The organism is Klebsiella sp. 10 (assembly GCF_018223925.1).
Classification (GTDB): Bacteria; Pseudomonadota; Gammaproteobacteria; order Enterobacterales; family Enterobacteriaceae; genus Klebsiella; species Klebsiella pneumoniae.
In genome coordinates this window covers 380,523-403,767 of sequence record NZ_JAGRRB010000014.1, presented here as the reverse complement: position 1 = coordinate 403,767, position 23,245 = coordinate 380,523, and the positions used below count along the sequence as shown (strand labels likewise).

Genomic DNA, 23,245 nt, shown 5'->3' with positions numbered 1-23,245 from the left:
GTACTGTAATCCCCACTACCTAAAGGAATTTACCATGAAACTTGTCCCGTTCTTCTTCGCATTCTTTTTTACCTTCCCCTGACCGGGAGGCAATTCGTCGTATAAGAAAGAATGCGAAGACGAACAATAAGGCCTCCCACCCGGGAGGCCTTTTTTATTTGATAACAACAAAGGCAACATCTATGACCGAGGAAAACCCATTACTGGCGCTGCGCGATAAGATAAGCGCCCTGGACGAGAAGCTGCTTGCTCTGCTGGCGGAGCGCCGCGGACTGGCTGTTGAGGTTGGAAAAGCCAAACTGGCCTCCCATCGTCCGGTGCGTGATATTGACCGCGAACGCGATCTGCTGGAGCGCCTGATGACTATCGGCAAGCGCCATAATCTGGATGCGCACTATATCACCCGCCTGTTCCAGCTGATTATCGAAGACTCTGTTCTTACCCAGCAAACCCTGCTGCAGCAGCATCTGAATAAAATTAACCCGCATTCGGCCCGCGTGGCGTTCCTCGGTCCCAAGGGCTCTTACTCGCATCTGGCGGCGCGTCAGTACGCCGCTCGCCACTTTGAGCAGTTTATTGAGAGCGGCTGCGCGAAGTTCGCCGATATTTTTAATCAGGTAGAAACCGGCCAGGCCGATTACGCGGTGGTGCCGATTGAAAACACCAGCTCCGGCGGGATCAACGACGTCTACGATCTGCTGCAGCACACCAGCCTGTCGATCGTTGGCGAGCTGACGATCCCTATCGATCATTGCGTACTGGTGAGCACCTCGACGGATGCCGATAAAATTCAGACCGTTTACAGCCATCCGCAGCCGTTCCAGCAGTGCAGCCAGTACCTGAGCCGCTACCCGCACTGGAAGATTGAGTATACCGAGAGCACCTCGGCGGCAATGGAAAAAGTGGCGCAGGCGAACTCCCCGGCCGTCGCGGCCCTGGGTAGCGAAGCGGGCGGCGCTCTGTATGGCCTGCAGGTGCTGGAGCACTGCCAGGCCAACCAGACGCAGAACATCACGCGCTTCCTCGTCCTGGCGCGCAAAGCGGTGAACGTCTCCGACCAGGTGCCGGCCAAGACCACGCTGTTAATGGCGACCGGTCAGCAGGCGGGCGCCCTGGTGGAAGCCCTGCTGGTGTTGCGCAACCACAATCTGATCATGACCAAACTGGAATCCCGCCCGATCCACGGCAATCCCTGGGAAGAGATGTTTTATCTCGATATTCAGGCCAACCTGGATTCGCTGCCCATGCGCAAGGCGCTGAAGGAGCTGGCGGATATCACCCGCTCCATGAAGGTCCTCGGCTGCTACCCTAGCGAAAACGTGGTCCCGGTGGATCCGGTTTAACATTCGCGGAACGGTAATTTCTTCATCCCTGCCACCGCTACCGGCAGGGTGAAGATGGCGCCTGACAGCGGATACTGCGCCAGCTCATCGTCCTCCATGTTTTCCCGGGTGGTGGTGATATAGAGCGTTTTCATATCCGCCCCGCCGAAGCAGACCATCGTCGGGCAACGAACCGGCATCGGGTAGGATTCCAGCTCCTCGCCCTGCGGCGAGAAACGGGCGATCCGCCAGCCGTCAAACATTGCGCTCCAGTAACATCCCTCCACGTCGATCGCCGCCCCGTCAGGGATCCCTTCGCCAGGCTGAAAACGGCGAAAGACTTCGCGTCGGCCAGGCTCACCCTGCTCATCCAGCGGCGTACGGTAGATCACGGCGTTCGGCGTATCAGAGGTATACATCCAGCGCCGGTCGGCGCTAAAGGCCAGGCCATTGGCGCCATGGATGTCACACTGGATCACTTTCGGCTGCAGGTCGTTATCCACTCGCATCAGCAGCGCGCCGTTGTAATCCCCAGGCCCCCAGAAGGTACCGGCATAAAAGCGCCCATCGCGATCGGTCCCGCCGTCGTTAAACCGCGCCAGCTCCGGGTTGCTCGGGTTATCGCAGACTTTCCGCCGCAGCAGGCCGTGGGCGTCGGTCAGCCAGATGCCGCTGCGCAATGCAACGATAAACCCGCCCTTCTCGCGCAGGGCAAAACAGCCGACCTCCTCTGGAAACTGCAGCACCTGGTGTTCTCCGCTGCGGATATCGTAGCGGTGAATTTCACATTCCATGATATCAGCCCAGTAGAGGGCCTGTTCTGCCTCGCTCCAGGTCGGGCATTCCGGCAGGTATCCGGTGTAGTCAAACAGCGGTTGTGGTTCAGCCATCGTTGTCATCCCTATAAAAAAAGCCAGCGGTCGCTGGCTTTATTGTATACATCTTTTTCGCTTTACTGCCGATTATCGTTCGCCTGACGCAGCAGCGTGCGGCTCTCGCTCTGGAAACGCTGAGCGTAATCGCCAAACCAGTGTTCGACTTTACGGAAGCTGTCGATAAACGCCTGCTTATCGCCCTGCTCCAGCAGGCCGATCGCTTCGCCGAAACGCTGGTAGTAGCGCTTAATCAGCGCCAGGTTGTTTTCCGATGACATAATAATATCGGCGTACAGCTGCGGATCCTGGGCAAACAGACGGCCTACCATCGCCAGCTCCAGTCGGTAAATGGGTGACGAGAGCGCCAGCAGTTGCTCAAGACGTACATTCTCTTCCGCCAGGTGCAGGCCATAGGCGAAGGTGGCAAAGTGGCGCAGCGCCTGAATAAAGGCCATGTTCTGATCGTGCTCAACGGCGCTGATGCGGTGCAGCCGCGCGCCCCAAACCTGGATTTGTTCGAGGAACCACTGATAGGCCTCCGGCTGGCGGCCATCACAATAGACCACCACCTGCTTCGCCAGGCTGCCGCTGTCCGGACCGAACATCGGGTGCAGGCCAAGAACCGGGCCCTGATGCGCCGCCAGCATCGCCTGCAGCGGCTCCGCTTTCACCGAGGCAAGGTCAACCAGAATGCAATCCGCCGGAAGGGGCGGCAGCCTGCCGATCGTCTCCACGGTGGTGTGAATCGGTACGCTGACGATAACCATGCCGGCATCGGCGACGATATCCGCCGCCCGGGCCCAATCGTTTTTTTCCAGAATACGCACCTGGTAGCCGGACAGCGTTAACATCTTCTCAAACAGACGCCCCATCTGCCCACCGCCGCCGACGATGACCACCGGCCGCAGATTCGGCTGCAGGGTTTTGAAGCCTTTGTCGTTTTCGCTGGAATAGGATTCCCGCATCACGCGACGCAGAACATCCTCGATCAGATCCGGTGGTACGCCGAGCGCAGCCGCCTCTTTACGTCGGGAGGCGAGCATCGCCGACTCGCGCTCCGGGACGTAAATCGGCAGGCCATACTGGCTCTTCACCTCGCCGACTTCGGCCACCAGCTCCAGACGCTTAGCCAGCAGGCTAAGCAACGCTTTATCCACTTCATCAATTTGATCGCGTAACGCGGTCAGTTCAGCAACCATACTTTCCTCTTAAACCAAACGGGCCGCCAGGTGGCCGCGGAGATCCTTATCCAGTTCACGCAGCAGCGCCTCGGTAGTCTCCCAGCTGATGCAGGCATCCGTCACCGAGACGCCGTATTTCATCGCCTCACGCGGCTGTTCAGAGGACTGATTGCCTTCGTGGATATTACTTTCGATCATCAGGCCGATAATGGAGCGGTTGCCATCTTTGATCTGCGCGACCACGGATTCAGCCACGGCCGGCTGGCGGCGGAAATCTTTATTGGAGTTTCCATGACTGCAATCTACCATCAGCGACGGCTTCAGTCCCGCCTGCGCCATCTCTTTTTCGCATTTCGCCACATCTTCCGGACCGTAGTTCGGCGCCTTGCCGCCGCGGAGGATCACATGGCCGTTCGGATTACCCTGCGTTTGCAGCAGGCAGACCTGCCCGGCCTGGTTGATGCCGACGAAACGGTGCGGCATCGCCGCGGCGCGCATGGCGTTGATGGCCGTGGCCAGGCTACCGTCGGTACCGTTTTTAAAGCCGACCGGCATCGACAGGCCAGAGGCCATTTCGCGGTGCGTTTGTGATTCCGTGGTACGCGCGCCGATAGCGGACCAGCTGAACAGATCCCCGAGGTACTGCGGGCTGTTGGGATCCAGCGCTTCCGTCGCCAGCGGCAGTCCCATATTGACGAGCTCGACCAGCAGACGACGCGCAATCTTCAGGCCGCCTTCAACATCAAACGAACCATCCATGTGCGGATCGTTAATCAGCCCCTTCCATCCGACGGTGGTACGGGGTTTTTCAAAATAGACGCGCATCACCAGGTAGAGGCTATCGCTGACCTCTGCGGCAAGGGCTTTAAACCGACGAGCATATTCAATCGCAGCTTCCGGATCGTGAATGGAGCAAGGACCACATACCACCAGCAGACGCGGATCGCGACCGGCGATGATATCCGAAATGGTCTGACGGGCGTGCGCGATCTGCGCTTCCTGCTCGACGCTCAGCGGGAATTCCGCCTTCAGTTGCTCCGGGGTCATTAATACATGTTCGTCGGTAATATGTACGTTGTTCAGCGCGTCTTTTTGCATGATTGCGATCCTGTGTAGCTCGTTTGCGATAAGGGTTGCCTCAGAGGGCATGACGTAACGATACCACACAAAGTAAAGAATTCAATCCATATTCCGTAAATTTTAATTTACACCAACGAATTAATTGCCACTCACAATGGCGCGATGCGTATAACAATATTTACACATAGAAAAAACAAGCCAAACTTGCGCACCCACGGTATCGGTACTACGAAAAATCCTGGTGAGAATTGTCCCAAAGCAAAGGGCGCATCTAATGACGGGTTTTATTAACAGTGGTATTCTTCGCCGGGCATCGGCAGCGGCTTTTCCCGCGCTATGGCGACTTTGACGGAAGCGTTAATGACAGTATTACACCGTCTTTTATTGACTGTATTTTTTCTCATCGCGGTATCTCCTGTTTTTGCTGCCGGACCTTCAGAACATGTTCGCGCTATTGTTTCCGGGATCGTGACCTACACCCGTTGGCCGTCATTAACAGGAGCGCCAAAGCTGTGCATTTTTGCCTCATCACGCTTCACCCATAGCCTGGCTCATGAAGATCCGGATGCATTACCCTATCAACCGGTGATAGTACGTAATCGTGAAGAAGCGTTAAAAACGACCTGCGATGGTTTTTATTTTGGCAGCGAATCGCCGACTGAACAGTCAGAACTCACTCGCCGCTATGGCCCGAGGCCGCTGTTACTCATCGCAGAACAAAATACGGATTGTTCAATTGGTAGCGCGTTTTGCCTGATCATCAATGACGACCGGGTCCGCTTCTCCGTTAATCTGGACGTTCTGACGCACAGCGGGGTTCGGGTTAACCCGGACGTCCTGATGCTTGCCCGGAAGAAACCACATGAATAAGGACTTTTCACAGACTCCGCGCCCGACTTTCAAACGCGCGCTCCGTCGCATTAGCGTGATAAGCGTGGTGATCTCCATGACGCTGGTCTGGCTGCTGCTGAGTACAGCCTCAATCTTCACGCTCAAGCAGTACGCGCAGAAAAATCTTGAGCTCACTGCCGCGACCATGGGGCGCAGCCTCGAAGCCGCCCTGGTGTTTGGCGACAGCGCGGCGGCAGAGGAGACCCTCGCGTCGTTGGGCAAGCAAGGGCAGATCTCCCAGGCAATCGTGCTAAACGGCCAGATGCAGCACTTCGCCGCGTGGCGCCATGAACCGCTGGCCAATAAAGAGCAAGTGAGCGGGCTTATCAGTAAATGGCTGTTTCCGGAGCCCACGGTGCAGCCCATCTGGCACCAGGGCAAACAAATCGGCGAGCTGAGATTGACCGCGCTTGATGAACTGATTAGCCACTTTCTCGGTATCTCGATTCTGGTGCTGACCGGCAGCATTCTGCTCGCCTCGTTCATCGCCCTGCTGCTGACCCACTCCCTACACCGGGGGATCGTCGCCGCCCTGCAGAGCATCACTGAGGTCGTGCATGATATACGTGAAAACCGCCACTTCTCCCGGCGGGTGCCGGAGGAGCGTATCGAGGAGTTCCATCTTTTCGCCCAGGACTTTAACAGCCTGCTGGGGGAAATGGAGGACTGGCAGCGCCAGCTGCAGGCCAAAAACGCGCAGCTGTTGCGCAGTTCGTTACACGATCCATTGACCGGCCTGGCTAACCGCGCCGCCTTTCGTAACGCGCTCGCCGAGCTGATGCAGAATGAAGTCGATCATCAAACCTCGGCATTGCTGTTTCTTGATGGCGATAATTTCAAACTGATTAACGACAACTGGGGGCATGCGGCGGGCGATAAAGTGCTGATGGAGGTCGCCAGCCGCCTGATGACTTTTGCCGGTAAACGCCATCTGGCGTGGCGTCTTGGCGGCGATGAGTTTGCCGTTCTGCTGCGCGAGGTGCGCTCGGAAGCAGAAGTGCAGGCCCTGTGCCAGGCGCTAACGGAACAATTTCTTCCGCCATTCAACCTGCACAACGGTCATAGCGCCACGCTCTCGCTGAGCGTCGGTTATGCCCTGGCGTGGGAGCACGCCACCGCGGAATCACTGCAAGAACTTGCCGATCAGAATATGTATCGGATGAAAAACCAACGTATCCAGCAGACGCTGAAATAATAAAGGACTCATTATGATCAGAAAATATTTCGTCCCCGCCCTGATGGCGGCGGCGCTTTTGACAGGTTGCCAGGCTCCTCAGGGAAAATTTACCCCGGAGCAGGTGGCGGCGATGAAATCTTACGGCTTCACTGAAAGCAATGGCGATTGGTCCCTGGGCTTATCCGATAGCATCCTGTTTGACAAGAATGACTACCGACTACGTCCCGACAGCCGCCAGCAGATCACCACGATGGCCTCGCGGCTGGCGGCTACCGGGATCACCCATAGCCGCCTTGAAGGCCATACCGATAATTATGGTGAAGATAGCTACAATGAAGCCCTGTCGCTTAAGCGGGCCAACAGCGTGGCCGATGCCTGGGCGGAAGGCGCTCATGTCCCACGCAGTAATTTAGTCACCCGCGGCCTTGGCAAAAAATACCCGATCGCCAGCAACGACACGGCGGCCGGGCGCGCCGAAAACCGCCGGGTAACGGTGGTCATCAGCACGCCGTAAGTCTTCACTTAGTCGCTGGACTTCATCATCCTCATTGCCGTTGCCGCGCGCCAGCGCAGGTAGTCAACGGCAATGAACAGCAGCAGGCTGGCTCCCATTAACGGCATGGCCAATCCAAGGGCAAACGCCAGCCCAAGCACCAGGCTTCGGGCAGGCCGGGCGAGCGACAGCCACGCCTGCAGCAGCGAATGCGCCGGATCCCAGGCCGCCTGAGGCGGACGGCGGATCCACCATAATCGGTACCCCACCCCGATGGTAACGCACAGCGCGCAGCCAAATCCCACCAGCAGCAGCTGATTCGCCAGACCAAAGAGGATCCCCATATGGAAATCGACGCCCCAGCGGGTGAGCTTCGCCATCAGCGGAAAGTCGGCAAAACGCGTGCGATCCACCACCTGCATCGTGGCGCCATCGATCGCCACCGCGTCCACCTGCGTCGGCCAGCGACGGTCGATCTCATTCACCGTCCAGGCGCGGTCGTCTGACACTGGCGGACGGATCTCCAGCCGGCTGGCGTTCAGCCCCGCCTGACGGGCCGCCGCCAGCGCCTGGTCAAACTGGGCCAACTGCAGCGCCGGCTGATGCTGGGCCATGGCCATCGCATCCATATGATGTCCGGCATGGGGATCGTGCGTCATCGGCATCTCGCCATGCAGCTGGGTATTGACCTGCGGCGTCAGCCAGCCGAACGCTGCCCGCATTTTGTCCACATTGCCGCCGGCCCATTGCGACCAGGTCAGGCCGGTGGCGGAGAAGAGCAGCATACCCACCAGTAAGCCCCAGCCCAGCGTCACGTGCAGCCGACGATGGTTCTGCAGGGCGTTATTCAGCCGCCGTTTTGGACGCGTCATCGCCCACAGGGCAATGCCTCCGAGCGCGGCCACCCACATCCAGGAGGCGGCCAGTTCGCTGTATAACCTCCCGCTGTCGCCCAGCAGCAGAGAGCGATGCGCATAATCAATCCACTGGCGCAGCGGCAGGATGCCGCTGGTGCCGTAGACCGTCATATCGCCCTTCACCCGCAGCGCGATCGGATCGACAAAAATAGCCCGGGATTCCGACTCTCCGAGACCCGGATCGGCAAACATAATGCGCGTGGTCTCGCCCAACGCAGGCGCCGGACGCACCGCCAGCAGCCGCAGATTGCCCTGGGTCGCTTCTTCGGCCACCGCAATCTGGGCGCTGAGCGGCTGCGGAGTCCCCTCGGCAAGGCCATGCAGCGCGTCGTGATAGAGCCAGTTTTCCAGCTGCGGCGTCGCCACGTACAGCGTACCGGTCAGGGCTGCGACAAAGATAAACGGTCCGATAAACAGACCAATATAGAAATGGAGGCGACGCAGCAGGTTCAGCCATGCCGCGCGCGAGGTGCAGGTTGTCATACTTTTCCTTTTTTAAAGCAAAAGAGGTCGTTGCGCGGTGCGCAGATTGATTTTTATTAAAGGGAAAAAGCAGACAGCCGCGGCGGGGCGCGGGTTTCGGGGTAGAGCCAGGGAAAGTAGTGCCAGTGCTTTAATACCGGGCGAGAAACCGGCAGGCGAATGCGCCGCAGGAGCATGGCGACGAACAGCGCCAGCGCGAAAAGGAGCCCCGGGACATGGGCTAACAGCACGCAATAGCCACACGCTTCGGCATGGTCCAGCAGCATTTCGTGTCCGGTATGCGTAGCGCCGTCTGTGCTGTGCATCATCGCCATCTTGTGCCCGGGCATCTGCGCCATGCTCGCGGACGAGCTATCCATCATCATGGCGTGGTGCATGCCGGGCATGGCGCTTATGGGGTCTTTTTGCAGGGAGACGGAGATCAGGGGGGCCACCACGATCAGCAGGATCGCCAACAGCGCCAGCCAGGCGGCTCGCCGTTTAGGTGTCGTTTGCTGAAAACTGTTACTGACCACCGCCCCTCCGTATAGAGGGCGTATTGTAAATGATTTACATCACGATGGTTACAACAAAGATAAAAAAAGGGCCAGCCATCTGGCCAGCCCTTTCTATCAGGATGTCGCGAAAGCGAATCTTAGTTAAGACGCTCTTTGATACGAGCAGACTTACCAGTGCGCTCACGCAGGTAGTACAGTTTAGCTTTACGTACAGCACCACGACGTTTAACAGCAATGCTGTCAACTACCGGAGAGTGAGTCTGGAAGACACGCTCAACGCCTTCGCCGTTGGAAATTTTGCGAACAGTGAATGCAGAGTGCAGACCGCGGTTACGAATAGCGATAACCACGCCCTCGAATGCCTGCAGACGTTTTTTGGAACCTTCAACAACCCATACTTTCACTTCCACGGTATCACCCGGACGGAAGGAAGGTACGTCCTGCTTCATCTGTTCTTGTTCAAGTTGCTTAATAATGTTGCTCATAATTTAATCTCTTATCCTGGGTAAACTGATATTGGGGGCTCACGCCTGCCCATCATGTTTATGCTGCTGTTGCGCGTGTTCAGTTTTGAACTCCGCCAGCAGCTTTGCTTGCTCTTCAGTCAGAGCCAGGTTTTCCAGAAGTTCAGGTCTTCTAAGCCAGGTGCGGCCCAGCGACTGCTTCAGACGCCAGCGACGTATCTCAGCATGGTTTCCCGACAGCAATACTGGCGGTACTTCCATCTCCTCTAACACTTCAGGACGGGTATAGTGGGGGCAATCCAGCAACCCATCAGCAAAGGAATCTTCCGTTGCCGATGCTTCATGGCCCAGTACTCCCGGAATGAACCGGGAAACGGAGTCAATCAGCGTCATTGCCGGTAACTCACCACCGCTGAGAACGTAATCGCCGATTGACCATTCTTCGTCAATTTCGGTTTGGATTACGCGCTCGTCTATCCCTTCGTAGCGACCGCACACCAGAATCAGTTTCTGATTCGTTGCCAGTTCGCTGACGCCCGCTTGATCAAGCTTGCGTCCCTGAGGTGACAGATAAATCACCTTCGCGCCTTCACCTGCCGCGGCTTTTGCTGCATGAATGGCATCCCGTAAGGGTTGCACCATCATTAGCATCCCCGGTCCGCCGCCGTAAGGACGATCGTCCACGGTACGGTGCCGGTCATGCGTGAAGTCGCGAGGACTCCAGCTTTCGATGCTCAGCAGGCCATTTTTTACTGCCCGGCCAGTTACCCCGTAATCGGTAATTGCGCGGAACATTTCAGGAAACAGGCTAATTATGCCAATCCACATAGCGCCGTCTTTTACCGTTTATCCGGAGAATTTAAAAACCAGGATCCCAATCTACTTCGATAGTACGCGTAGTGAGATCGACTTTCTTGATAACCTGCCCATCGAGGAACGGAACCAACCGCTCCTTGATACCAAATGCATCTTTCAGGTTTGCCTTGATGACGAGCACGTCATTCGACCCGGTTTCCATCATATCGATGACTTTACCGAGGCTATAGCCTTCCGTCGTAACTACCTGGCAGCCCATCAGGTCTTTCCAGTAGTAGTCACCCTCTTCCAGCTCCGGCAACTGCGATGAATCCACGATAATTTCGCAATTAGTCAGTAGATTCGCGGCATCACGATCGTCAACGCCTTTCAGCTTGATGATGATGTCCTGATTGTGGTGGCGCCAGCTTTCCAGCTCAACGACCTGCCACTGACCCGCCTTCTGGATTAACCAGGGCTGATAGTCAAAAATGCTTTCGGCGTCTTCGGTGGAGGAAAACACTCTGAGCCAACCACGGATACCGTAGGAAGAACCCATTTTCCCCAATACGATCGGATCAACAGGTGCTTGCGCGGTGTGTTGCTTGCTCATCATGACCACCGTGACAGATTAAGCTGCTTTGTTAGCGGCTTTGATCAGCGCGGCAACGCGATCGGAAACAGTAGCGCCCTGGCCAACCCAGTGAGCGATACGATCCAGATCCAGGCGAGTTTCTTCTTCCGCACCGTTAGCGATCGGGTTGAAGAAACCAACGCGCTCGATGAAGCGACCGTTGCGTGCATTACGGCTGTCGGTGACAACAACCTGGTAGAACGGACGCTTTTTAGCGCCGTGACGTGCTAAACGAATAGTTACCATAACATCCTCTTGTGTGAATAAAACAACCGGGCCCCATCGAGGAACGGAGCCCGGTGTCATATTAAAAGCCCGAAAATTTTACTGATTTCTGGGGAAAATGCAATCAGCAGTTGATAAGTCTGCTGTAAAAGGCCGTCGGCGGTGCAGCCAGTTTAGTACCAGCGTGTGCGCAACCACTGTAACGTACAGGTAGTACGTGAGGATGGCGAGCACACCCCGGCGCTAAAATGGCAAACAAGATAGCCTTATGCCCTTGTTTTTAACGACCCGGGAAGCCTGGCGGCATCATCCCTTTCATCCCGCGCATCATCTTCATCATGCCGCCTTTCGACTTCATCTTCTTCATCATGCGCTGCATGTCGTCGAACTGCTTGAGCAGACGGTTCACATCCTGCACCTGCATGCCGCAGCCGGCGGCGATACGGCGCTTACGCGAACCTTTGATGATTTCCGGCTTAGCGCGCTCTTTCAGGGTCATCGAGTTGATGATCGCTTCCATACGCACCAGCACTTTGTCGTCCATCTGCGCTTTCACGTTGTCCGGGATCTGCCCCATGCCCGGCAGCTTGCCCATCAGGCTGGCCATGCCGCCCATGTTTTTCATCTGGCGCAGCTGCTCAAGGAAGTCGGTGAGGTCGAAACCGTCGCCTTTCTTCAGCTTGGAGGCCAGCTTCTCGGCCTGCGCGCGGTCAACCTTGCTCTCGATATCTTCGATCAGCGACAGCACGTCGCCCATGCCGAGGATACGGGAAGCGACGCGGTCCGGATGGAACGGCTCCAGCGCTTCGGTTTTCTCGCCGACGCCGAGGAATTTAATCGGCTTGCCGGTAATATGGCGAATCGACAGCGCCGCGCCGCCGCGGGCGTCGCCGTCCACTTTGGTCAGCACCACGCCGGTCAGCGGCAGCGCTTCGTTAAAGGCCTTCGCGGTATTCGCCGCATCCTGACCGGTCATCGCATCAACGACGAACAGGGTTTCAACCGGGTTAATGGCGGCGTGGACGTGCTTGATTTCGTCCATCATCGCTTCGTCAACGTGCAGACGACCGGCGGTATCCACCAGCAGCACGTCGTAGAATTTGAGTTTCGCTTCTTTCAGCGCCGCGTTGACGATATCAACCGGCTTCTGCCCGACGTCAGACGGGAAGAAATCGACGCCGACCTGCTCGGCCAGGGTTTCCAGCTGTTTGATCGCCGCCGGGCGGTAAACGTCCGCGGAAACGACCAGCACTTTCTTCTTGTGCTTCTCGCGCAGGAATTTCCCCAGCTTACCGACGCTGGTGGTTTTACCAGCACCTTGCAGGCCCGCCATTAGCACCACGGCCGGCGGCTGCGCGGCCAGGTCGAGCGTCTGGTTCTCTTCGCCCATCGCCGCCACCAGCTCGTTGCGGACGATTTTGACGAACTCCTGACCCGGGGTCAGGCTTTTATTGACTTCATGGCCGACCGCGCTCTCTTTGACGCGGCTGATGAAATCACGGACCACCGGAAGCGCAACGTCCGCTTCCAGCAGCGCCATGCGCACTTCGCGCAGGGTGTCTTTAATATTGTCTTCTGTAAGGCGTCCGCGGCCGCTAATGTTGCGCAGCGTACGCGACAAACGATCGGTTAAATTATCAAACATTGTCTCTCGCCTGAGGTGGAAACGGTCGGTCGCCGCAGCGACACACAAAACGAATGTGGCGGAGTATAACACGACATCAATCTGAATGTGCTGCAACGGTTGGAGCAGAGGCCTGCTAACGTTATACTGCTTCTCTTTCTTATTTAGCCAACAGCCGACACCTATGCCTGTTTTTGCTCTACTCGCCCTTGTCGCCTACTCCGTCAGCCTCGCGCTGATTATCCCCGGCTTGCTGCAAAAAAACAGCAGCTGGCGGCGAATGGCGATTTTATCTGCGACTATCGCCTTGATCTGCCATGCTTTTGCGCTGGAAGCACGGATATTCCCCGGCGGCGAGAGCGGGCAAAATCTCAGCTTACTGAACGTCGGGTCGCTGGTCAGCCTGATGATCTGTACGGTGATGACTATCGTGGCCTCGCGCAATCGCGGCTGGCTGCTGCTGCCTATCGTCTATGCCTTCGCGCTGATCAACCTGGCCTTCGCCACATTCGTGCCTAACGAATATATCACCCACCTGGAAACCACCCCGGGGATGCTGGTGCATATCGGCCTGTCGCTCTTCTCGTACGCCACGCTGATCATCGCCGCGCTGTATGCGCTGCAGCTGGCGTGGATCGACTACCAGCTCAAGAATAAAAAGCTGGCCTTCAGCAGCGAAATGCCGCCGCTGATGAGCATTGAGCGCAAAATGTTCCACATCACCCAAGTCGGCGTGGTGCTGCTGACCCTGACGCTGTGCAGCGGCCTGTTCTACATGCACAATCTGTTCAGCAGCGAAAATATCGATAAAGCGGTGCTGTCGATTATTGCGTGGTTCGTCTATATCGTCCTGCTGTGGGGGCACTATCATGAAGGGTGGCGCGGACGTCGTGTGGTCTGGTTCAGCGTCGCTGGCGCCGGTCTGCTGACGCTGGCCTATTTTGGTAGCCGCGTGCTGCAGCAGTTCGTGAGCTAAGTCTTTTAAGGAATCCTACGTGGAACATATCTCCACCACCACGCTGATCATAACGCTGATCGTCATGGTGATTATCTCTGCCTATTTCTCCGGTTCCGAAACCGGCATGATGACGCTGAACCGCTACCGGTTGCGCCACATGGCGAAACAAGGCAACCGCCCCGCCAAGCGCGTGGAGAAGCTGCTGCGCAAGCCGGACCGCCTGATTAGCCTTGTGCTGATCGGCAATAACCTTGTCAACATTCTCGCCTCGGCGCTGGGCACCATCGTCGGCATGCGCCTGTACGGCGACGCCGGCGTCGCGATCGCCACCGGCGTACTTACCTTTGTGGTGCTGGTATTTGCCGAAGTGCTGCCGAAGACCATCGCCGCCCTCTATCCGGAAAAGGTCGCCTACCCCAGCAGCTTCCTGTTGGCGCCCCTGCAGGTGCTGATGATGCCGCTGGTGTGGCTGCTGAATACCATCACCCGCATACTGATGCGCATGATGGGCATCCGCACCGATACCGTCATCAGCAGCGCCCTGAGCAAAGATGAACTGCGCACGATTGTGAATGAATCCCGTTCACAAATCTCACGACGCAATCAGGATATGCTGCTGTCGGTGCTGGACCTGGAGAAGGTCAGCGTTAACGACATCATGGTGCCGCGCAATGAGATTGTCGGCATCGACATCAATGATGACTGGAAATCTATCGTCCGCCAGCTGACCCACTCCCCGCATGGCCGCATCGTGCTCTACCGCGATTCGCTGGACGATGCCATCAGCATGCTGCGCGTTCGTGAAGCCTACCGTCTGATGACGGAGAAGAAAGAGTTCACAAAAGAGATCATGCTGCGGGCGGCAGATGAGATCTACTTTGTGCCGGAAGGCACGCCGCTCAGCACCCAGCTGGTGAAATTTCAGCGCAATAAAAAGAAAGTCGGTCTGGTGGTCGATGAATACGGCGATATTCAGGGGCTGGTCACCGTCGAAGATATTCTTGAAGAGATTGTCGGCGACTTCACCACCTCCATGTCACCCACCCTGGCGGAGGAAGTGACCCCGCTTAACGACGGCACGGTGATTATCGACGGCAGCGCCAACGTTCGCGATATCAACAAAGCGTTTAACTGGCACCTGCCGGAAGATGAAGCGCGCACCGTCAACGGTATTATCCTCGAAGCGCTGGAAGAGATCCCGGTCCCAGGCACCCGCGTGCGCATTGAGCAGTACGATATAGATATCCTCGACGTGCAGGACAACATGATCAAACAGGTGAAAGTGATGCCGGTGAAATCATTACGCGAGAGCGTCGCGGAGTAGCGCGAGCGAAGGAATTAACATCACGGTGGGCTGCGGCCCGCCGTTTTTTTATCTCGCGCCGGGAGCGATGACACAAAAAACGGCCGCCCGCAGGCAGCCGTTGAGCAAGGCAGCAAGCGTTATTTCGCTTTCGCTACCGTCACCATCGCGGCGCGAATAGTACGGCCGTTCAGGGTATAACCTTTCTGCATCACGGCCAGCACGTTGCCCGCCGCCACATCTTCAGACTCGACCATCGCAATGGCCTGGTGGACGTTCGGATCCAGCGGAACGTTGGTGTCGGCGATCACTTCCACGCCGAACTTACGCACTACGTCCAGCATAGATTTCAGGGTCAGTTCGATCCCCTCCACCATCGGCGCCAGCTCCGGGTTAGCCTTGTCAGCCACTTCCAGCGCGCGGTCCAGGCTGTCGATCACCGGCAGCAGTTCATTGACGAATTTTTCCAGCGCGAATTTGTGCGCTTTCTCGATATCCTGCTCGGTACGACGACGCAGGTTATCTTCGTCGGCTTTGGCACGCAGCATCACTTCACGTTCACGTTTCTGCGCTTCAGCCAGCTGGGCTTCCAGATTCGCAATTTTTTCATCGCGCGGATCCACCTGCTCAGCCGAAACTTCAGGCTCTACCGCCTCAACGTCGTCGTGCTGCTCCGTGATAATTTCTTCCGGGGCTTGCCCCTCAGGCGTTTTCTGTTCTTTACTACTCATGAATTTCTCCGCGTTTTTTTCGCATTCATCTCGCTAACTTCGCTTATTATGGGGATCAGTTTCCGGGTTTCAAGGGAAGCGGACAGATTGTCACTATTTCATTTAACGCAAGGACATCCAGATCATGAAGAACCATTTCAAGTGTATCGGCATTGTGGGACATCCTCGTCACCCCACCGCCCTGACCACACATGAAATGCTCTGGCGCTGGCTGTGCAGCAAAGGGTATGAAGTGCTGGTTGAACAGCAGATCGCCCATGAACTTCAGCTCAGCAACGTGAAAACCGGCACGCTGGCGGAGATTGGCCAACAGGCCGATCTCGCGGTGGTGGTGGGCGGCGACGGCAATATGCTCGGCGCGGCGCGGACCCTGGCCCGTTACGACATTAACGTCATCGGCATTAACCGCGGCAACCTCGGCTTTCTCACCGACCTTGACCCGGACAACGCCCTGCAGCAGCTCGCCGACGTGCTGGAAGGCCACTACATCGCCGAGAAACGCTTTCTGCTGGAGGCCCAGGTGTGTCAGCAGGATTGCCAGAAACGTATCAGCACCGCCATCAACGAAGTGGTGCTGCACCCCGGCAAAGTGGCGCATATGATTGAGTTCGAAGTCTATATCGACGAAGTCTTTGCGTTCTCTCAGCGATCCGATGGCCTGATTATCTCCACTCCGACCGGCTCCACCGCCTATTCGCTGTCGGCCGGCGGTCCAATCCTTACGCCGTCGCTGGACGCCATCACCCTGGTGCCGATGTTCCCGCACACCCTTTCAGCGCGACCGCTGGTGATCAACGGCGACAGCACCATCCGCCTGCGCTTCTCTCACCGCTGCAGCGATCTGGAGATCAGCTGCGACAGCCAGATTGCCCTGCCGATCCAGGATGGCGAAGATGTCCTCATTCGCCGCTGTGATTATCACCTCAATCTGATTCACCCTAAAGATTACAGCTATTTCAATACATTAAGCACCAAGCTCGGCTGGTCGAAAAAATTGTTCTGATTTTCACGGCTGCCTCTTTACTGGATAAAAAACCAGTCTATACTGTACGAAAACACAGTATTGGTTTTTCATACAGGAAGGCAGCTATGTTGGCGCAACTCACCATCAGTAATTTTGCTATCGTTCGTGAACTGGAAATTGATTTCCACAGCGGCATGACCGCCATCACCGGGGAAACCGGCGCCGGGAAATCCATTGCCATCGACGCGCTGGGGCTGTGCCTCGGCGGCAGAGCGGAAGCCGACATGGTGCGTCGCGGCGCCACCCGTGCCGACCTGTGCGCGCGCTTCGCGCTGAAAGATACCCCTGCCGCCCAGCGCTGGCTGGAAGAGAATCAGCTGGAGAGCGGGCGTGAGTGTTTACTTCGCCGGGTGATCAGCGCCGACGGCCGCTCGCGCGGCTTCATCAACGGCACCGCCGTCCCGCTCTCGCAGCTGCGCGAGCTGGGCCAGCTGCTGATCCAGATCCACGGCCAGCATGCCCACCAGCTGCTGACCAAACCCGAACACCAAAAAACGCTGCTCGACGGCTATACCGGTGAGTATGCGCTTACTCAGCGTATGGCCGAGCACTATCGCCAGTGGCACCAGAGCTGCCGCGAGTTGGCCCAGCATCAGCAGCAGAGCCAGGAGCGCGCCGCCCGCGCCGATCTGCTGCAGTATCAGCTTAAAGAGCTGAACGAATTTAACCCGCTGCCGGGAGAATTCGAGCAGATTGACGAAGAGTACAAGCGCCTGGCCAACAGCGGCCAGCTGCTCAGCACCTGCCAGCACGCCCTTACGGTACTGGCGGACGGCGAAGAGGCCAATCTGCAGAGCCAGCTTTATACCGCGAAGCAGCTGGTCAGCGAGCTGGTGGGCATGGACAGCAAGCTTTCCGGCGTCCTGGATATGCTGGAAGAGGCGGCCATTCAGCTCAGCGAGGCCAGCGACGAGTTGCGCCACTACCATGACCGTCTGGATCTCGATCCGAACCGTCTGTTTGAACTTGAGCAACGGATTTCCCGACAAATCGCGCTGGCGCGTAAACATCAGGTGATGCCGGAAGAGCTGCCGGCGGTTTATCAGGCGATGCTGGAAGAGCAGCGCCTGCTGGACGACAGCGCCGGCTCGCTGGAATCCCTCAGCCAGCAGGTGGTCGAACATCATCAGCTGGCGCTGGAGACCGCACGCCAGCTGCATGCCCTGCGCCAGGCCAGCGCCGACGAGCTGACCCAGCTTATCACCGAAAGTATGCACTCACTTTCGATGCCGCACGGGGTCTTCGCGATTGAGGTCGCGTTCGATGAACGCCATCTCACCGCCGACGGCGCCGACCATATTGAGTTCCGCGTCACCACTAACCCCGGTCAGCCGCTGCAGCCAATCGCCAAAGTGGCCTCCGGCGGCGAACTGTCGCGCATTGCGCTGGCGATTCAAGTGATCACCGCGCGTAAAATGGAAACCCCGGCGCTCATCTTCGACGAAGTGGACGTCGGCATCAGCGGCCCGACCGCCGCCGTGGTCGGCAAGCTGCTGCGCCAGCTGGGCGAGTCCACGCAGGTGATGTGCGTGACCCACCTGCCGCAGGTCGCAGGCTGCGGCCACCATCATTTCTTTGTCTGCAAAGAGACCGATGGCGAGATGACCGAAACCCATATGCAGCCGCTGGATAAACGTGCTCGCTTGCAGGAGCTGGCCCGTCTGCTGGGCGGCAGCGAAGTCACGCGCAACACCCTGGCGAACGCGAAAGAGTTGCTTGCGGCGTAAACTTTTTGATTTTCACAGGGTCATAGTGAACAGCAAATTGCCTGCTGACCTGCAGCCGGAGGTTTCCAACGGCGCGAAGGTCTATTATTATCGGCATATTACAGATGAGCCACGTACTGCTCGGGCCCAAAAAGGAATCAAATCACTATGCGCTGTAAAACGCTGACTGCTGCCGCAGCGGTTCTTCTTATGTTGACCGCAGGCTGTTCCACTCTGGAACGAGTGGTTTACCGTCCTGACATCAACCAGGGTAACTATCTGGCACCAAACGATGTAGCAAAAATTCGTGTCGGTATGACGCAACAGCAGGTAGCTTATGCTCTGGGGACGCCAATGATGACGGATCCGTTCGGCACCAATACCTGGTTCTATGTCTTCCGTCAGGAGCCGGGCCACCAGAAAGTGACTCAGCAGACCCTAACCCTGACCTTCAACAGCGGCGGTGTGTTGACTAACATTGATAACAAGCCTGCGCTGACCAGTCAGTAAGGCCCGGAAAAGCAAAAAGCGCTCGATGAGCGCTTTTTTATGGCTGATAGTCGGTCTGCTGCAGGTTACTTTGCGGCGCTTTTCTCTGCCCGCTGGCGACGCAGCTCTTTCGGGTCTGCGATCAGCGGACGATAGATTTCCACCCGGTCGCCGTCGTGAACTTCGTCATGCAGCTTTACCGGACGACTGTAGATACCCAGCTTGTTTTTCGCCAGATCGATGTCATCACGCAGCGCCAGCAGACCGCTGGCGATAATCGCCTGCTCGACCGTCGCCCCCTCGTCCAGGGTGACCCGCTGCAGATACTGCTTTTCAGGCAGCGCGTAGGCGACTTCAACACGAATATTAGCCGGCACTGTAAACCTCTTTGGCGCGCGAAGTGAACGCCTGCACCATGTTAGCGGCCAGCTCTTTGAAGATCCGGCCAAAAGCCATCTCAATCAGTTTATTGGTAAACTCGAAATCGAGATGGAATTCGATTTTGCAGGCCTCGGGGCTCAGCGGAATAAACTTCCAGCCGCCAATCAGCTTCTTGAACGGGCCATCCACCAGGCTCATCAAAATGCTCTGGTTGCTGGTCAGTGTATTGCGTGTGGTGAAGGTCTTACTGATGCCGGCTTTGGACACATCAACCGCCGCCGTCATTTGCGTCGGCCCGAATTCCAGCACGCGGCTACCGGTGCAGCCTGGCAGAAAATCAGGATAGGACTTCACATCGTTTACCAGTTGATACATCTGTTCCGCGCTGAAAGGCACCAGCGCAGTACGGCTAATCTGAGGCATAGCAGGTTCCACATTTAAACACAGTGCAAATAATATCATTTATCTGCTGCTAAAAAAAACGCTGTGCCGCAACTCGTGCTAAGATGCGCAGTACACCTCGCAGGATGCGATCGAGGTAACTGTGTATAAGACGATGACTTCAGGACATTATGACTAAGAAAAAAGCCCACAAACCTGGATCAGCCACCATTGCGCTGAATAAACGCGCCCGTCACGAATACTTTATCGAAGATGAATACGAGGCTGGTCTCGCCCTGCAGGGCTGGGAGGTCAAATCCCTGCGTGCAGGCAAAGCCAACATCGGCGATAGCTATGTCATCCTGAAGGATGGCGAGGCCTTCCTGTTCGGCGCCAACTTTACGCCTATGGCCGTGGCTTCCACCCACTATGTCTGCGACCCGACGCGCACCCGTAAGCTGCTGCTCAACCAGCGCGAACTCGACACGCTGTACGGCCGCATTAACCGCGAAGGTTACACCGTCGTCGCCCTGTCGCTGTACTGGAAGAACGCCTGGTGCAAAGTGAAAATCGGCGTCGCCAAAGGTAAGAAACAGCACGACAAGCGTACCGACCTGAAAGATCGTGAATGGGCGCTGGATAAGGCGCGTATTATGAAGCACGCCGGACGTTAATTTCCCCTCCCCGAGGGCCAGCTCTCGCTGGCCCTTACGCTATATCCTTGTTGATGCTGCTTTTTCGTCCACCCTGCTGAAACAATCCTGCGTAATGGGGCTGGTAACGACATTCACAAATCTGTTATACTTGACCTACACATTGGGGCTGATTCTGGATTCGACGGGATTTGCGAAACCCAAGGTGCATGCCGAGGGGCGGTTGGCCTCGTAAAAAGCCGCAAAAAATAGTCGCAAACGACGAAAACTACGCTTTAGCAGCTTAATAACCTGCTCTGAGCCCTCTCTCCCTAGCTTCCGCTCTTAAGACGGGGATCAAAGAGAGGTCAAACCCAAAAGAGATCGCGTGGATGCCCTGCCTGGGGTTGAAGCGTTAAATCTAATCAGGCTAGTTTGTTAGTGGCGTGTCTGTCCGCAGCTGGCAAGCGAATGTAAAGACTGACTAAGCATGTAGTGCCGAGGATGTAGGAATTTCGGACGCGGGTTCAACTCCCGCCAGCTCCACCAAATAATGATCCGGATACGTCCGGTGAAGTACAGAAAGCCCGCATGGCACAAGCCCTGCGGGCTTTTTTGTATCTGTTGTTGTCCGAGAACATCCGGCTAAATCCAGTGATTATTGGTATACGTTTAGGTATACGGTAGGATGTATACCTAAAAGCGTATACCAATTCATGAAGGAGCGGCCACAGTGGCACGGACAACACGCCCCCTGACCAACACCGAAGTTCTGCGCGCTAAGGCGCTAGAGAAGGATCTAACGCTGCATGATGGCGACGGGCTTTTCCTGATAGTGAAAACCAGTGGCAAAAAACTCTGGCGTTTCCGTTATCAACGTCCGGCAACTAAACAGCGAACAATGATGGGGCTCGGTGCCTTCCCCGCCCTTTCGCTTGCTGATGCCCGAGGGTTGAGAGCGAATTACCTTGCCTTGTTAGCTAATGGTATCGACCCCCAAGTTCAGGCCGAAGTTGTTGAAGAACAGCAACAGATAGCTCTAGACAGTATTTTTTCGACTGTTGCGACAAACTGGTTCAAGCTCAAAAGCAAAAGCGTTACCCCTGATTACGCAAAAGACATTTGGCGTTCACTGGAGAAAGATGTATTCCCTGCCATTGGTGAGATCCCCGTTCAGCAAATCAAAGCCCGAACATTAGTTGAAGCGCTGGAACCAATCAAAGCTCGTGGGGCGCTTGAGACTGTACGTCGACTGGTGCAGCGCATTAACGAGATAATGATTTATGCCGTAAACACTGGTTTGATTGATGCCAATCCAGCATCAGGTGTTGGGATGGCCTTTGAGAAGCCCAAAAAACAAAACATGCCGACACTGCGGCCAGAAGAATTACCGAAGCTGATGCGTTCTTTAGTTATGTCAAATCTGTCTGTTTCGACTCGCTGCCTCATTGAATGGCAACTCCTGACACTTGTGCGCCCTTCTGAGGCCTCAGGTGCTCGATGGGCAGAGATCGATCTCGATGCAAAGCTCTGGACTATTCCAGCCCAGCGGATGAAGGCGAAGCGGGAGCATATAGTCCCTCTATCTCCTCAAGCATTAGAGGTTTTGGAGGTAATGAAGCCTATAAGCCTTCATCGGGAACATGTTTTTCCTAGCAGAAATGATCCAAAGCAGCCTATGAATAGTCAGACGGCTAACGCAGCTCTTAAAAGGATTGGGTTTGGCGGTAAACTTGTTGCTCATGGTTTGCGTTCAATAGCAAGTACTACTATGAATGAAGCAGGATTAAACTCTGACGTCATAGAAGCAGCGTTAGCTCACAGTGATAAAAATGAAGTTAGAAAGGCATATAATCGTTCGGTATACTTACCCCAACGTGTTGTATTGATGGATTGGTGGGGACTATACTGCCAGAACGAAAAGATAAACAATAAATTATTAAGGAAAATAGATGTCATCTCTTGATGCGTATTTTCGTGATGTTACTCATCACGAATTTGTTTTAGATACAGCACTTAGAACTCAAAAGCTAGATGATGTTGATAAAGACACTTGTAATTGTCCAATACCTGAACTTCTTGAGCTTGCACCTTTAATCATTGCTCAAAAAGATTTCTCATACGCATATTTATCCAATACCCTTGTTCTTACCCTACAAGATGCTGAGTATTATCCTCAGGGGAGTAGTAACCCAACACATCTGTGCCTCTTATTCAATGCAACAGATAGGAATGGCTCAACTACGGTGCTGAGGAATCCAAAACGACAAACAAGAAGAAAAATAGAACCAGATCATAAGGATGGAGAAGGCTATGAGTTCTCCTCTCACATATTGATTTCTCTTTCCGGCCAAAAAAGAACCTACAAGGCAGTAATAAGCCGCGCACCAAAAATATCAACAAATTTAATAGAATTGTTTTTTAACAAGATATTATTCCAGATTTCACGAGCTAACACAGAAAAATTCTCGATTAATGCCAAAACCAATGCCACTGACACATCTACAGGTAAAACTAAAAAAGTCTTATACAAACCTGTAGCCGAATTACGTGGGACATTAGACATAGAGTTATTCAATAAGATGAACAGTGGCGGCTTGTCGGAGGTAACACTGATAAGGTATGACACTGGAACAATCAATGTTCCTGATATGAATGGAGTTGTAATTCCAATTGAAAGTACCATGAAAATCAAGCCAGTAGAGCAATCTAAAAATGTAATAGCCTGGCTAAAAGATATTGGTGGACATTTCAATAAAAAGACAAATGGTAATTACAAAGATATCAGAGTTAAATATTATGATGACAATAGTAAAACGCGAACTGTAACAATGCACACCAATAATATAAAACTAGAGTCACTTGAAAAAACCTTTATCAAAAGAAGTGTAATTGATGGCTTCAGTTCGCGCCTAAGCAACTCATATGATAAGATAGACTCAGAAATTACAATTAAACTCCATAGTATTTTATGAGGTTACA

26 protein-coding genes, 1 other RNA gene and 1 other annotated feature are annotated in these 23,245 nt (G+C 55.3%); of the genes, 14 read left to right on the top strand and 13 right to left on the bottom strand.

What is annotated here, in order from left to right; genetic code table 11:
* Positions 1 to 33: 33 nt before the first annotated feature.
* Positions 34 to 158, top strand: a sequence feature (Phe leader region).
* A complete protein-coding gene (pheL, locus tag KHQ26_RS17795) occupies positions 35 to 82 on the top strand; it encodes a pheA operon leader peptide PheL (protein ID WP_100250063.1) in 48 nt (15 codons plus the stop codon). It overlaps the preceding feature by 48 nt.
* Before the next feature lie 24 nt (positions 159 to 182).
* Positions 183 to 1,343 carry a bifunctional chorismate mutase/prephenate dehydratase gene (gene pheA / locus KHQ26_RS17790; RefSeq protein WP_004150975.1) on the top strand — a complete coding sequence of 387 codons (1,161 nt, stop codon included), beginning with the start codon at positions 183 to 185 and terminating at the stop codon, positions 1,341 to 1,343.
* Here pheA and KHQ26_RS17785 read toward each other — a convergent pair.
* From KHQ26_RS17785 to aroF, 3 genes are all read right to left on the bottom strand, one after another.
* Positions 1,340 to 2,212: an SMP-30/gluconolactonase/LRE family protein gene (locus KHQ26_RS17785; RefSeq protein WP_004174805.1), complete on the bottom strand. Its 873-nt coding sequence runs from the start codon at positions 2,210 to 2,212 to the stop codon at positions 1,340 to 1,342. The genes pheA and KHQ26_RS17785 overlap by 4 nt on opposite strands.
* Before the next feature lie 62 nt (positions 2,213 to 2,274).
* Positions 2,275 to 3,396, bottom strand: coding sequence for a bifunctional chorismate mutase/prephenate dehydrogenase (tyrA, locus tag KHQ26_RS17780; RefSeq protein WP_004212948.1), 1,122 nt, complete (start codon positions 3,394 to 3,396; stop codon positions 2,275 to 2,277).
* Positions 3,397 to 3,405: 9 nt separating this feature from the next.
* Complete coding sequence (gene aroF / locus KHQ26_RS17775; RefSeq protein ID WP_002914114.1) at positions 3,406 to 4,476, bottom strand: 3-deoxy-7-phosphoheptulonate synthase AroF; 1,071 nt, start codon at positions 4,474 to 4,476, stop codon at positions 3,406 to 3,408.
* Positions 4,477 to 4,818: 342 nt separating this feature from the next.
* On the opposite strand from aroF, the gene KHQ26_RS17770 reads away from it, so the two are divergent.
* From KHQ26_RS17770 to KHQ26_RS17760, 3 genes are read left to right on the top strand one after another with little or no spacing between them, the layout of a single operon-like run.
* A complete protein-coding gene (locus tag KHQ26_RS17770) occupies positions 4,819 to 5,328 on the top strand; it encodes a YfiR family protein (RefSeq protein ID WP_004174804.1) in 510 nt (169 codons plus the stop codon).
* Positions 5,321 to 6,544 (top strand): diguanylate cyclase DgcN, encoded by a 1,224-nt coding sequence (gene dgcN / locus KHQ26_RS17765; RefSeq protein ID WP_002914116.1) that lies wholly within the window; start codon positions 5,321 to 5,323, stop codon positions 6,542 to 6,544. The genes KHQ26_RS17770 and dgcN overlap by 8 nt, the downstream gene beginning before the upstream one ends.
* Positions 6,545 to 6,557: 13 nt before the next feature.
* On the top strand, positions 6,558 to 7,040 hold the full coding sequence (locus tag KHQ26_RS17760) for an OmpA family protein (RefSeq protein ID WP_004145671.1): 483 nt from the start codon (positions 6,558 to 6,560) through the stop codon (positions 7,038 to 7,040).
* Positions 7,041 to 7,048: 8 nt separating this feature from the next.
* Here the strand turns inward: KHQ26_RS17760 and KHQ26_RS17755 are convergent, their stop codons facing one another.
* The 7 genes from KHQ26_RS17755 to ffh form a co-directional block, all read right to left on the bottom strand.
* Entirely contained in the window at positions 7,049 to 8,419 is a 1,371-nt protein-coding gene (locus KHQ26_RS17755; protein WP_004174803.1) for a PepSY-associated TM helix domain-containing protein, read from the bottom strand.
* A gap of 56 nt (positions 8,420 to 8,475) precedes the next feature.
* Positions 8,476 to 8,934, bottom strand: a complete 459-nt coding sequence (locus tag KHQ26_RS17750; RefSeq protein ID WP_004174802.1) for a DUF2946 domain-containing protein — start codon at positions 8,932 to 8,934, stop codon at positions 8,476 to 8,478.
* 119 nt (positions 8,935 to 9,053) lie between these two features.
* Positions 9,054 to 9,401 (bottom strand): 50S ribosomal protein L19, encoded by a 348-nt coding sequence (gene rplS / locus KHQ26_RS17745; RefSeq protein ID WP_002914145.1) that lies wholly within the window; start codon positions 9,399 to 9,401, stop codon positions 9,054 to 9,056.
* Positions 9,402 to 9,440: 39 nt separating this feature from the next.
* Entirely contained in the window at positions 9,441 to 10,208 is a 768-nt protein-coding gene (gene trmD / locus KHQ26_RS17740) for a tRNA (guanosine(37)-N1)-methyltransferase TrmD (RefSeq protein ID WP_002914147.1), read from the bottom strand.
* A gap of 31 nt (positions 10,209 to 10,239) precedes the next feature.
* Positions 10,240 to 10,788, bottom strand: a complete 549-nt coding sequence (rimM, locus tag KHQ26_RS17735; RefSeq protein ID WP_004150977.1) for a ribosome maturation factor RimM — start codon at positions 10,786 to 10,788, stop codon at positions 10,240 to 10,242.
* 18 nt (positions 10,789 to 10,806) lie between these two features.
* On the bottom strand, positions 10,807 to 11,055 hold the full coding sequence (gene rpsP, locus KHQ26_RS17730; RefSeq protein ID WP_002914149.1) for a 30S ribosomal protein S16: 249 nt from the start codon (positions 11,053 to 11,055) through the stop codon (positions 10,807 to 10,809).
* A 259-nt stretch (positions 11,056 to 11,314) separates the two neighbouring features.
* Positions 11,315 to 12,679, bottom strand: a complete 1,365-nt coding sequence (ffh, locus tag KHQ26_RS17725; RefSeq protein ID WP_002914152.1) for a signal recognition particle protein — start codon at positions 12,677 to 12,679, stop codon at positions 11,315 to 11,317.
* Positions 12,680 to 12,842: 163 nt separating this feature from the next.
* Between ffh and KHQ26_RS17720 the strand changes: the two genes are divergently transcribed.
* Positions 12,843 to 13,634, top strand: coding sequence for a cytochrome C assembly family protein (locus KHQ26_RS17720; protein ID WP_002914153.1), 792 nt, complete (start codon positions 12,843 to 12,845; stop codon positions 13,632 to 13,634).
* Positions 13,635 to 13,653: 19 nt separating this feature from the next.
* Complete coding sequence (locus KHQ26_RS17715; protein WP_004174801.1) at positions 13,654 to 14,940, top strand: HlyC/CorC family transporter; 1,287 nt, start codon at positions 13,654 to 13,656, stop codon at positions 14,938 to 14,940.
* Positions 14,941 to 15,059: 119 nt separating this feature from the next.
* On the opposite strand, the gene grpE is transcribed toward KHQ26_RS17715, so the two are convergent.
* Positions 15,060 to 15,650 (bottom strand): nucleotide exchange factor GrpE, encoded by a 591-nt coding sequence (gene grpE, locus KHQ26_RS17710; protein ID WP_004174800.1) that lies wholly within the window; start codon positions 15,648 to 15,650, stop codon positions 15,060 to 15,062.
* A gap of 124 nt (positions 15,651 to 15,774) precedes the next feature.
* Between grpE and nadK the strand changes: the two genes are divergently transcribed.
* The 3 genes from nadK (at position 15,775) to bamE (ending at position 18,890) form a co-directional block, all read left to right on the top strand.
* Positions 15,775 to 16,653 carry an NAD(+) kinase gene (gene nadK / locus KHQ26_RS17705; RefSeq protein WP_002914158.1) on the top strand — a complete coding sequence of 293 codons (879 nt, stop codon included), beginning with the start codon at positions 15,775 to 15,777 and terminating at the stop codon, positions 16,651 to 16,653.
* 86 nt (positions 16,654 to 16,739) lie between these two features.
* Positions 16,740 to 18,401, top strand: coding sequence for a DNA repair protein RecN (gene recN / locus KHQ26_RS17700; RefSeq protein WP_004174799.1), 1,662 nt, complete (start codon positions 16,740 to 16,742; stop codon positions 18,399 to 18,401).
* Between the two features lie 147 nt (positions 18,402 to 18,548).
* Entirely contained in the window at positions 18,549 to 18,890 is a 342-nt protein-coding gene (gene bamE, locus KHQ26_RS17695) for an outer membrane protein assembly factor BamE (protein WP_002914160.1), read from the top strand.
* Between the two features lie 65 nt (positions 18,891 to 18,955).
* Here bamE and KHQ26_RS17690 read toward each other — a convergent pair whose 3' ends face one another.
* Positions 18,956 to 19,246, bottom strand: a complete 291-nt coding sequence (locus tag KHQ26_RS17690; protein ID WP_004145682.1) for an RnfH family protein — start codon at positions 19,244 to 19,246, stop codon at positions 18,956 to 18,958.
* A complete protein-coding gene (locus tag KHQ26_RS17685) occupies positions 19,236 to 19,673 on the bottom strand; it encodes a type II toxin-antitoxin system RatA family toxin (protein WP_004145683.1) in 438 nt (145 codons plus the stop codon). The genes KHQ26_RS17690 and KHQ26_RS17685 overlap by 11 nt, the downstream gene beginning before the upstream one ends.
* 149 nt (positions 19,674 to 19,822) lie before the next feature.
* Between KHQ26_RS17685 and smpB the strand changes: the two genes are divergently transcribed.
* From smpB to KHQ26_RS17665, 4 genes are all read left to right on the top strand, one after another.
* On the top strand, positions 19,823 to 20,305 hold the full coding sequence (gene smpB, locus KHQ26_RS17680) for an SsrA-binding protein SmpB (RefSeq protein ID WP_002914164.1): 483 nt from the start codon (positions 19,823 to 19,825) through the stop codon (positions 20,303 to 20,305).
* 144 nt (positions 20,306 to 20,449) lie between these two features.
* Positions 20,450 to 20,812: a transfer-messenger RNA gene (gene ssrA / locus KHQ26_RS17675) on the top strand.
* Positions 20,813 to 20,996: 184 nt separating this feature from the next.
* Positions 20,997 to 22,229, top strand: a complete 1,233-nt coding sequence (locus tag KHQ26_RS17670) for an integrase domain-containing protein (RefSeq protein ID WP_032417507.1) — start codon at positions 20,997 to 20,999, stop codon at positions 22,227 to 22,229.
* Positions 22,216 to 23,238 carry a hypothetical protein gene (locus tag KHQ26_RS17665; RefSeq protein ID WP_032417508.1) on the top strand — a complete coding sequence of 341 codons (1,023 nt, stop codon included), beginning with the start codon at positions 22,216 to 22,218 and terminating at the stop codon, positions 23,236 to 23,238. Before KHQ26_RS17670 ends, KHQ26_RS17665 begins: the two co-directional genes overlap by 14 nt.
* Positions 23,239 to 23,245: the final 7 nt, after the last annotated feature.

Excerpts from the sequence above, each read along its gene's own strand:
- pheA (WP_004150975.1), top strand. The coding sequence starts at position 183 with ATGACCGAGGAAAACCCATTACTGGCGCTGCGCGATAAGATAAGCGCC.
- KHQ26_RS17785 (WP_004174805.1), bottom strand. The coding sequence starts at position 2,212 with ATGGCTGAACCACAACCGCTGTTTGACTACACCGGATACCTGCCGGAA.
- tyrA (WP_004212948.1), bottom strand. The coding sequence starts at position 3,396 with ATGGTTGCTGAACTGACCGCGTTACGCGATCAAATTGATGAAGTGGAT.
- aroF (WP_002914114.1), bottom strand. The coding sequence starts at position 4,476 with ATGCAAAAAGACGCGCTGAACAACGTACATATTACCGACGAACATGTA.
- KHQ26_RS17770 (WP_004174804.1), top strand. The coding sequence starts at position 4,819 with ATGACAGTATTACACCGTCTTTTATTGACTGTATTTTTTCTCATCGCG.
- dgcN (WP_002914116.1), top strand. The coding sequence starts at position 5,321 with ATGAATAAGGACTTTTCACAGACTCCGCGCCCGACTTTCAAACGCGCG.
- KHQ26_RS17760 (WP_004145671.1), top strand. The coding sequence starts at position 6,558 with ATGATCAGAAAATATTTCGTCCCCGCCCTGATGGCGGCGGCGCTTTTG.
- KHQ26_RS17755 (WP_004174803.1), bottom strand. The coding sequence starts at position 8,419 with ATGACAACCTGCACCTCGCGCGCGGCATGGCTGAACCTGCTGCGTCGC.
- rplS (WP_002914145.1), bottom strand. The coding sequence starts at position 9,401 with ATGAGCAACATTATTAAGCAACTTGAACAAGAACAGATGAAGCAGGAC.
- trmD (WP_002914147.1), bottom strand. The coding sequence starts at position 10,208 with ATGTGGATTGGCATAATTAGCCTGTTTCCTGAAATGTTCCGCGCAATT.
- rimM (WP_004150977.1), bottom strand. The coding sequence starts at position 10,788 with ATGAGCAAGCAACACACCGCGCAAGCACCTGTTGATCCGATCGTATTG.
- rpsP (WP_002914149.1), bottom strand. The coding sequence starts at position 11,055 with ATGGTAACTATTCGTTTAGCACGTCACGGCGCTAAAAAGCGTCCGTTC.
- ffh (WP_002914152.1), bottom strand. The coding sequence starts at position 12,679 with ATGTTTGATAATTTAACCGATCGTTTGTCGCGTACGCTGCGCAACATT.
- KHQ26_RS17720 (WP_002914153.1), top strand. The coding sequence starts at position 12,843 with ATGCCTGTTTTTGCTCTACTCGCCCTTGTCGCCTACTCCGTCAGCCTC.
- grpE (WP_004174800.1), bottom strand. The coding sequence starts at position 15,650 with ATGAGTAGTAAAGAACAGAAAACGCCTGAGGGGCAAGCCCCGGAAGAA.
- nadK (WP_002914158.1), top strand. The coding sequence starts at position 15,775 with ATGAAGAACCATTTCAAGTGTATCGGCATTGTGGGACATCCTCGTCAC.
- recN (WP_004174799.1), top strand. The coding sequence starts at position 16,740 with ATGTTGGCGCAACTCACCATCAGTAATTTTGCTATCGTTCGTGAACTG.
- bamE (WP_002914160.1), top strand. The coding sequence starts at position 18,549 with ATGCGCTGTAAAACGCTGACTGCTGCCGCAGCGGTTCTTCTTATGTTG.
- KHQ26_RS17685 (WP_004145683.1), bottom strand. The coding sequence starts at position 19,673 with ATGCCTCAGATTAGCCGTACTGCGCTGGTGCCTTTCAGCGCGGAACAG.
- smpB (WP_002914164.1), top strand. The coding sequence starts at position 19,823 with ATGACTAAGAAAAAAGCCCACAAACCTGGATCAGCCACCATTGCGCTG.
- KHQ26_RS17665 (WP_032417508.1), top strand. The coding sequence starts at position 22,216 with ATGTCATCTCTTGATGCGTATTTTCGTGATGTTACTCATCACGAATTT.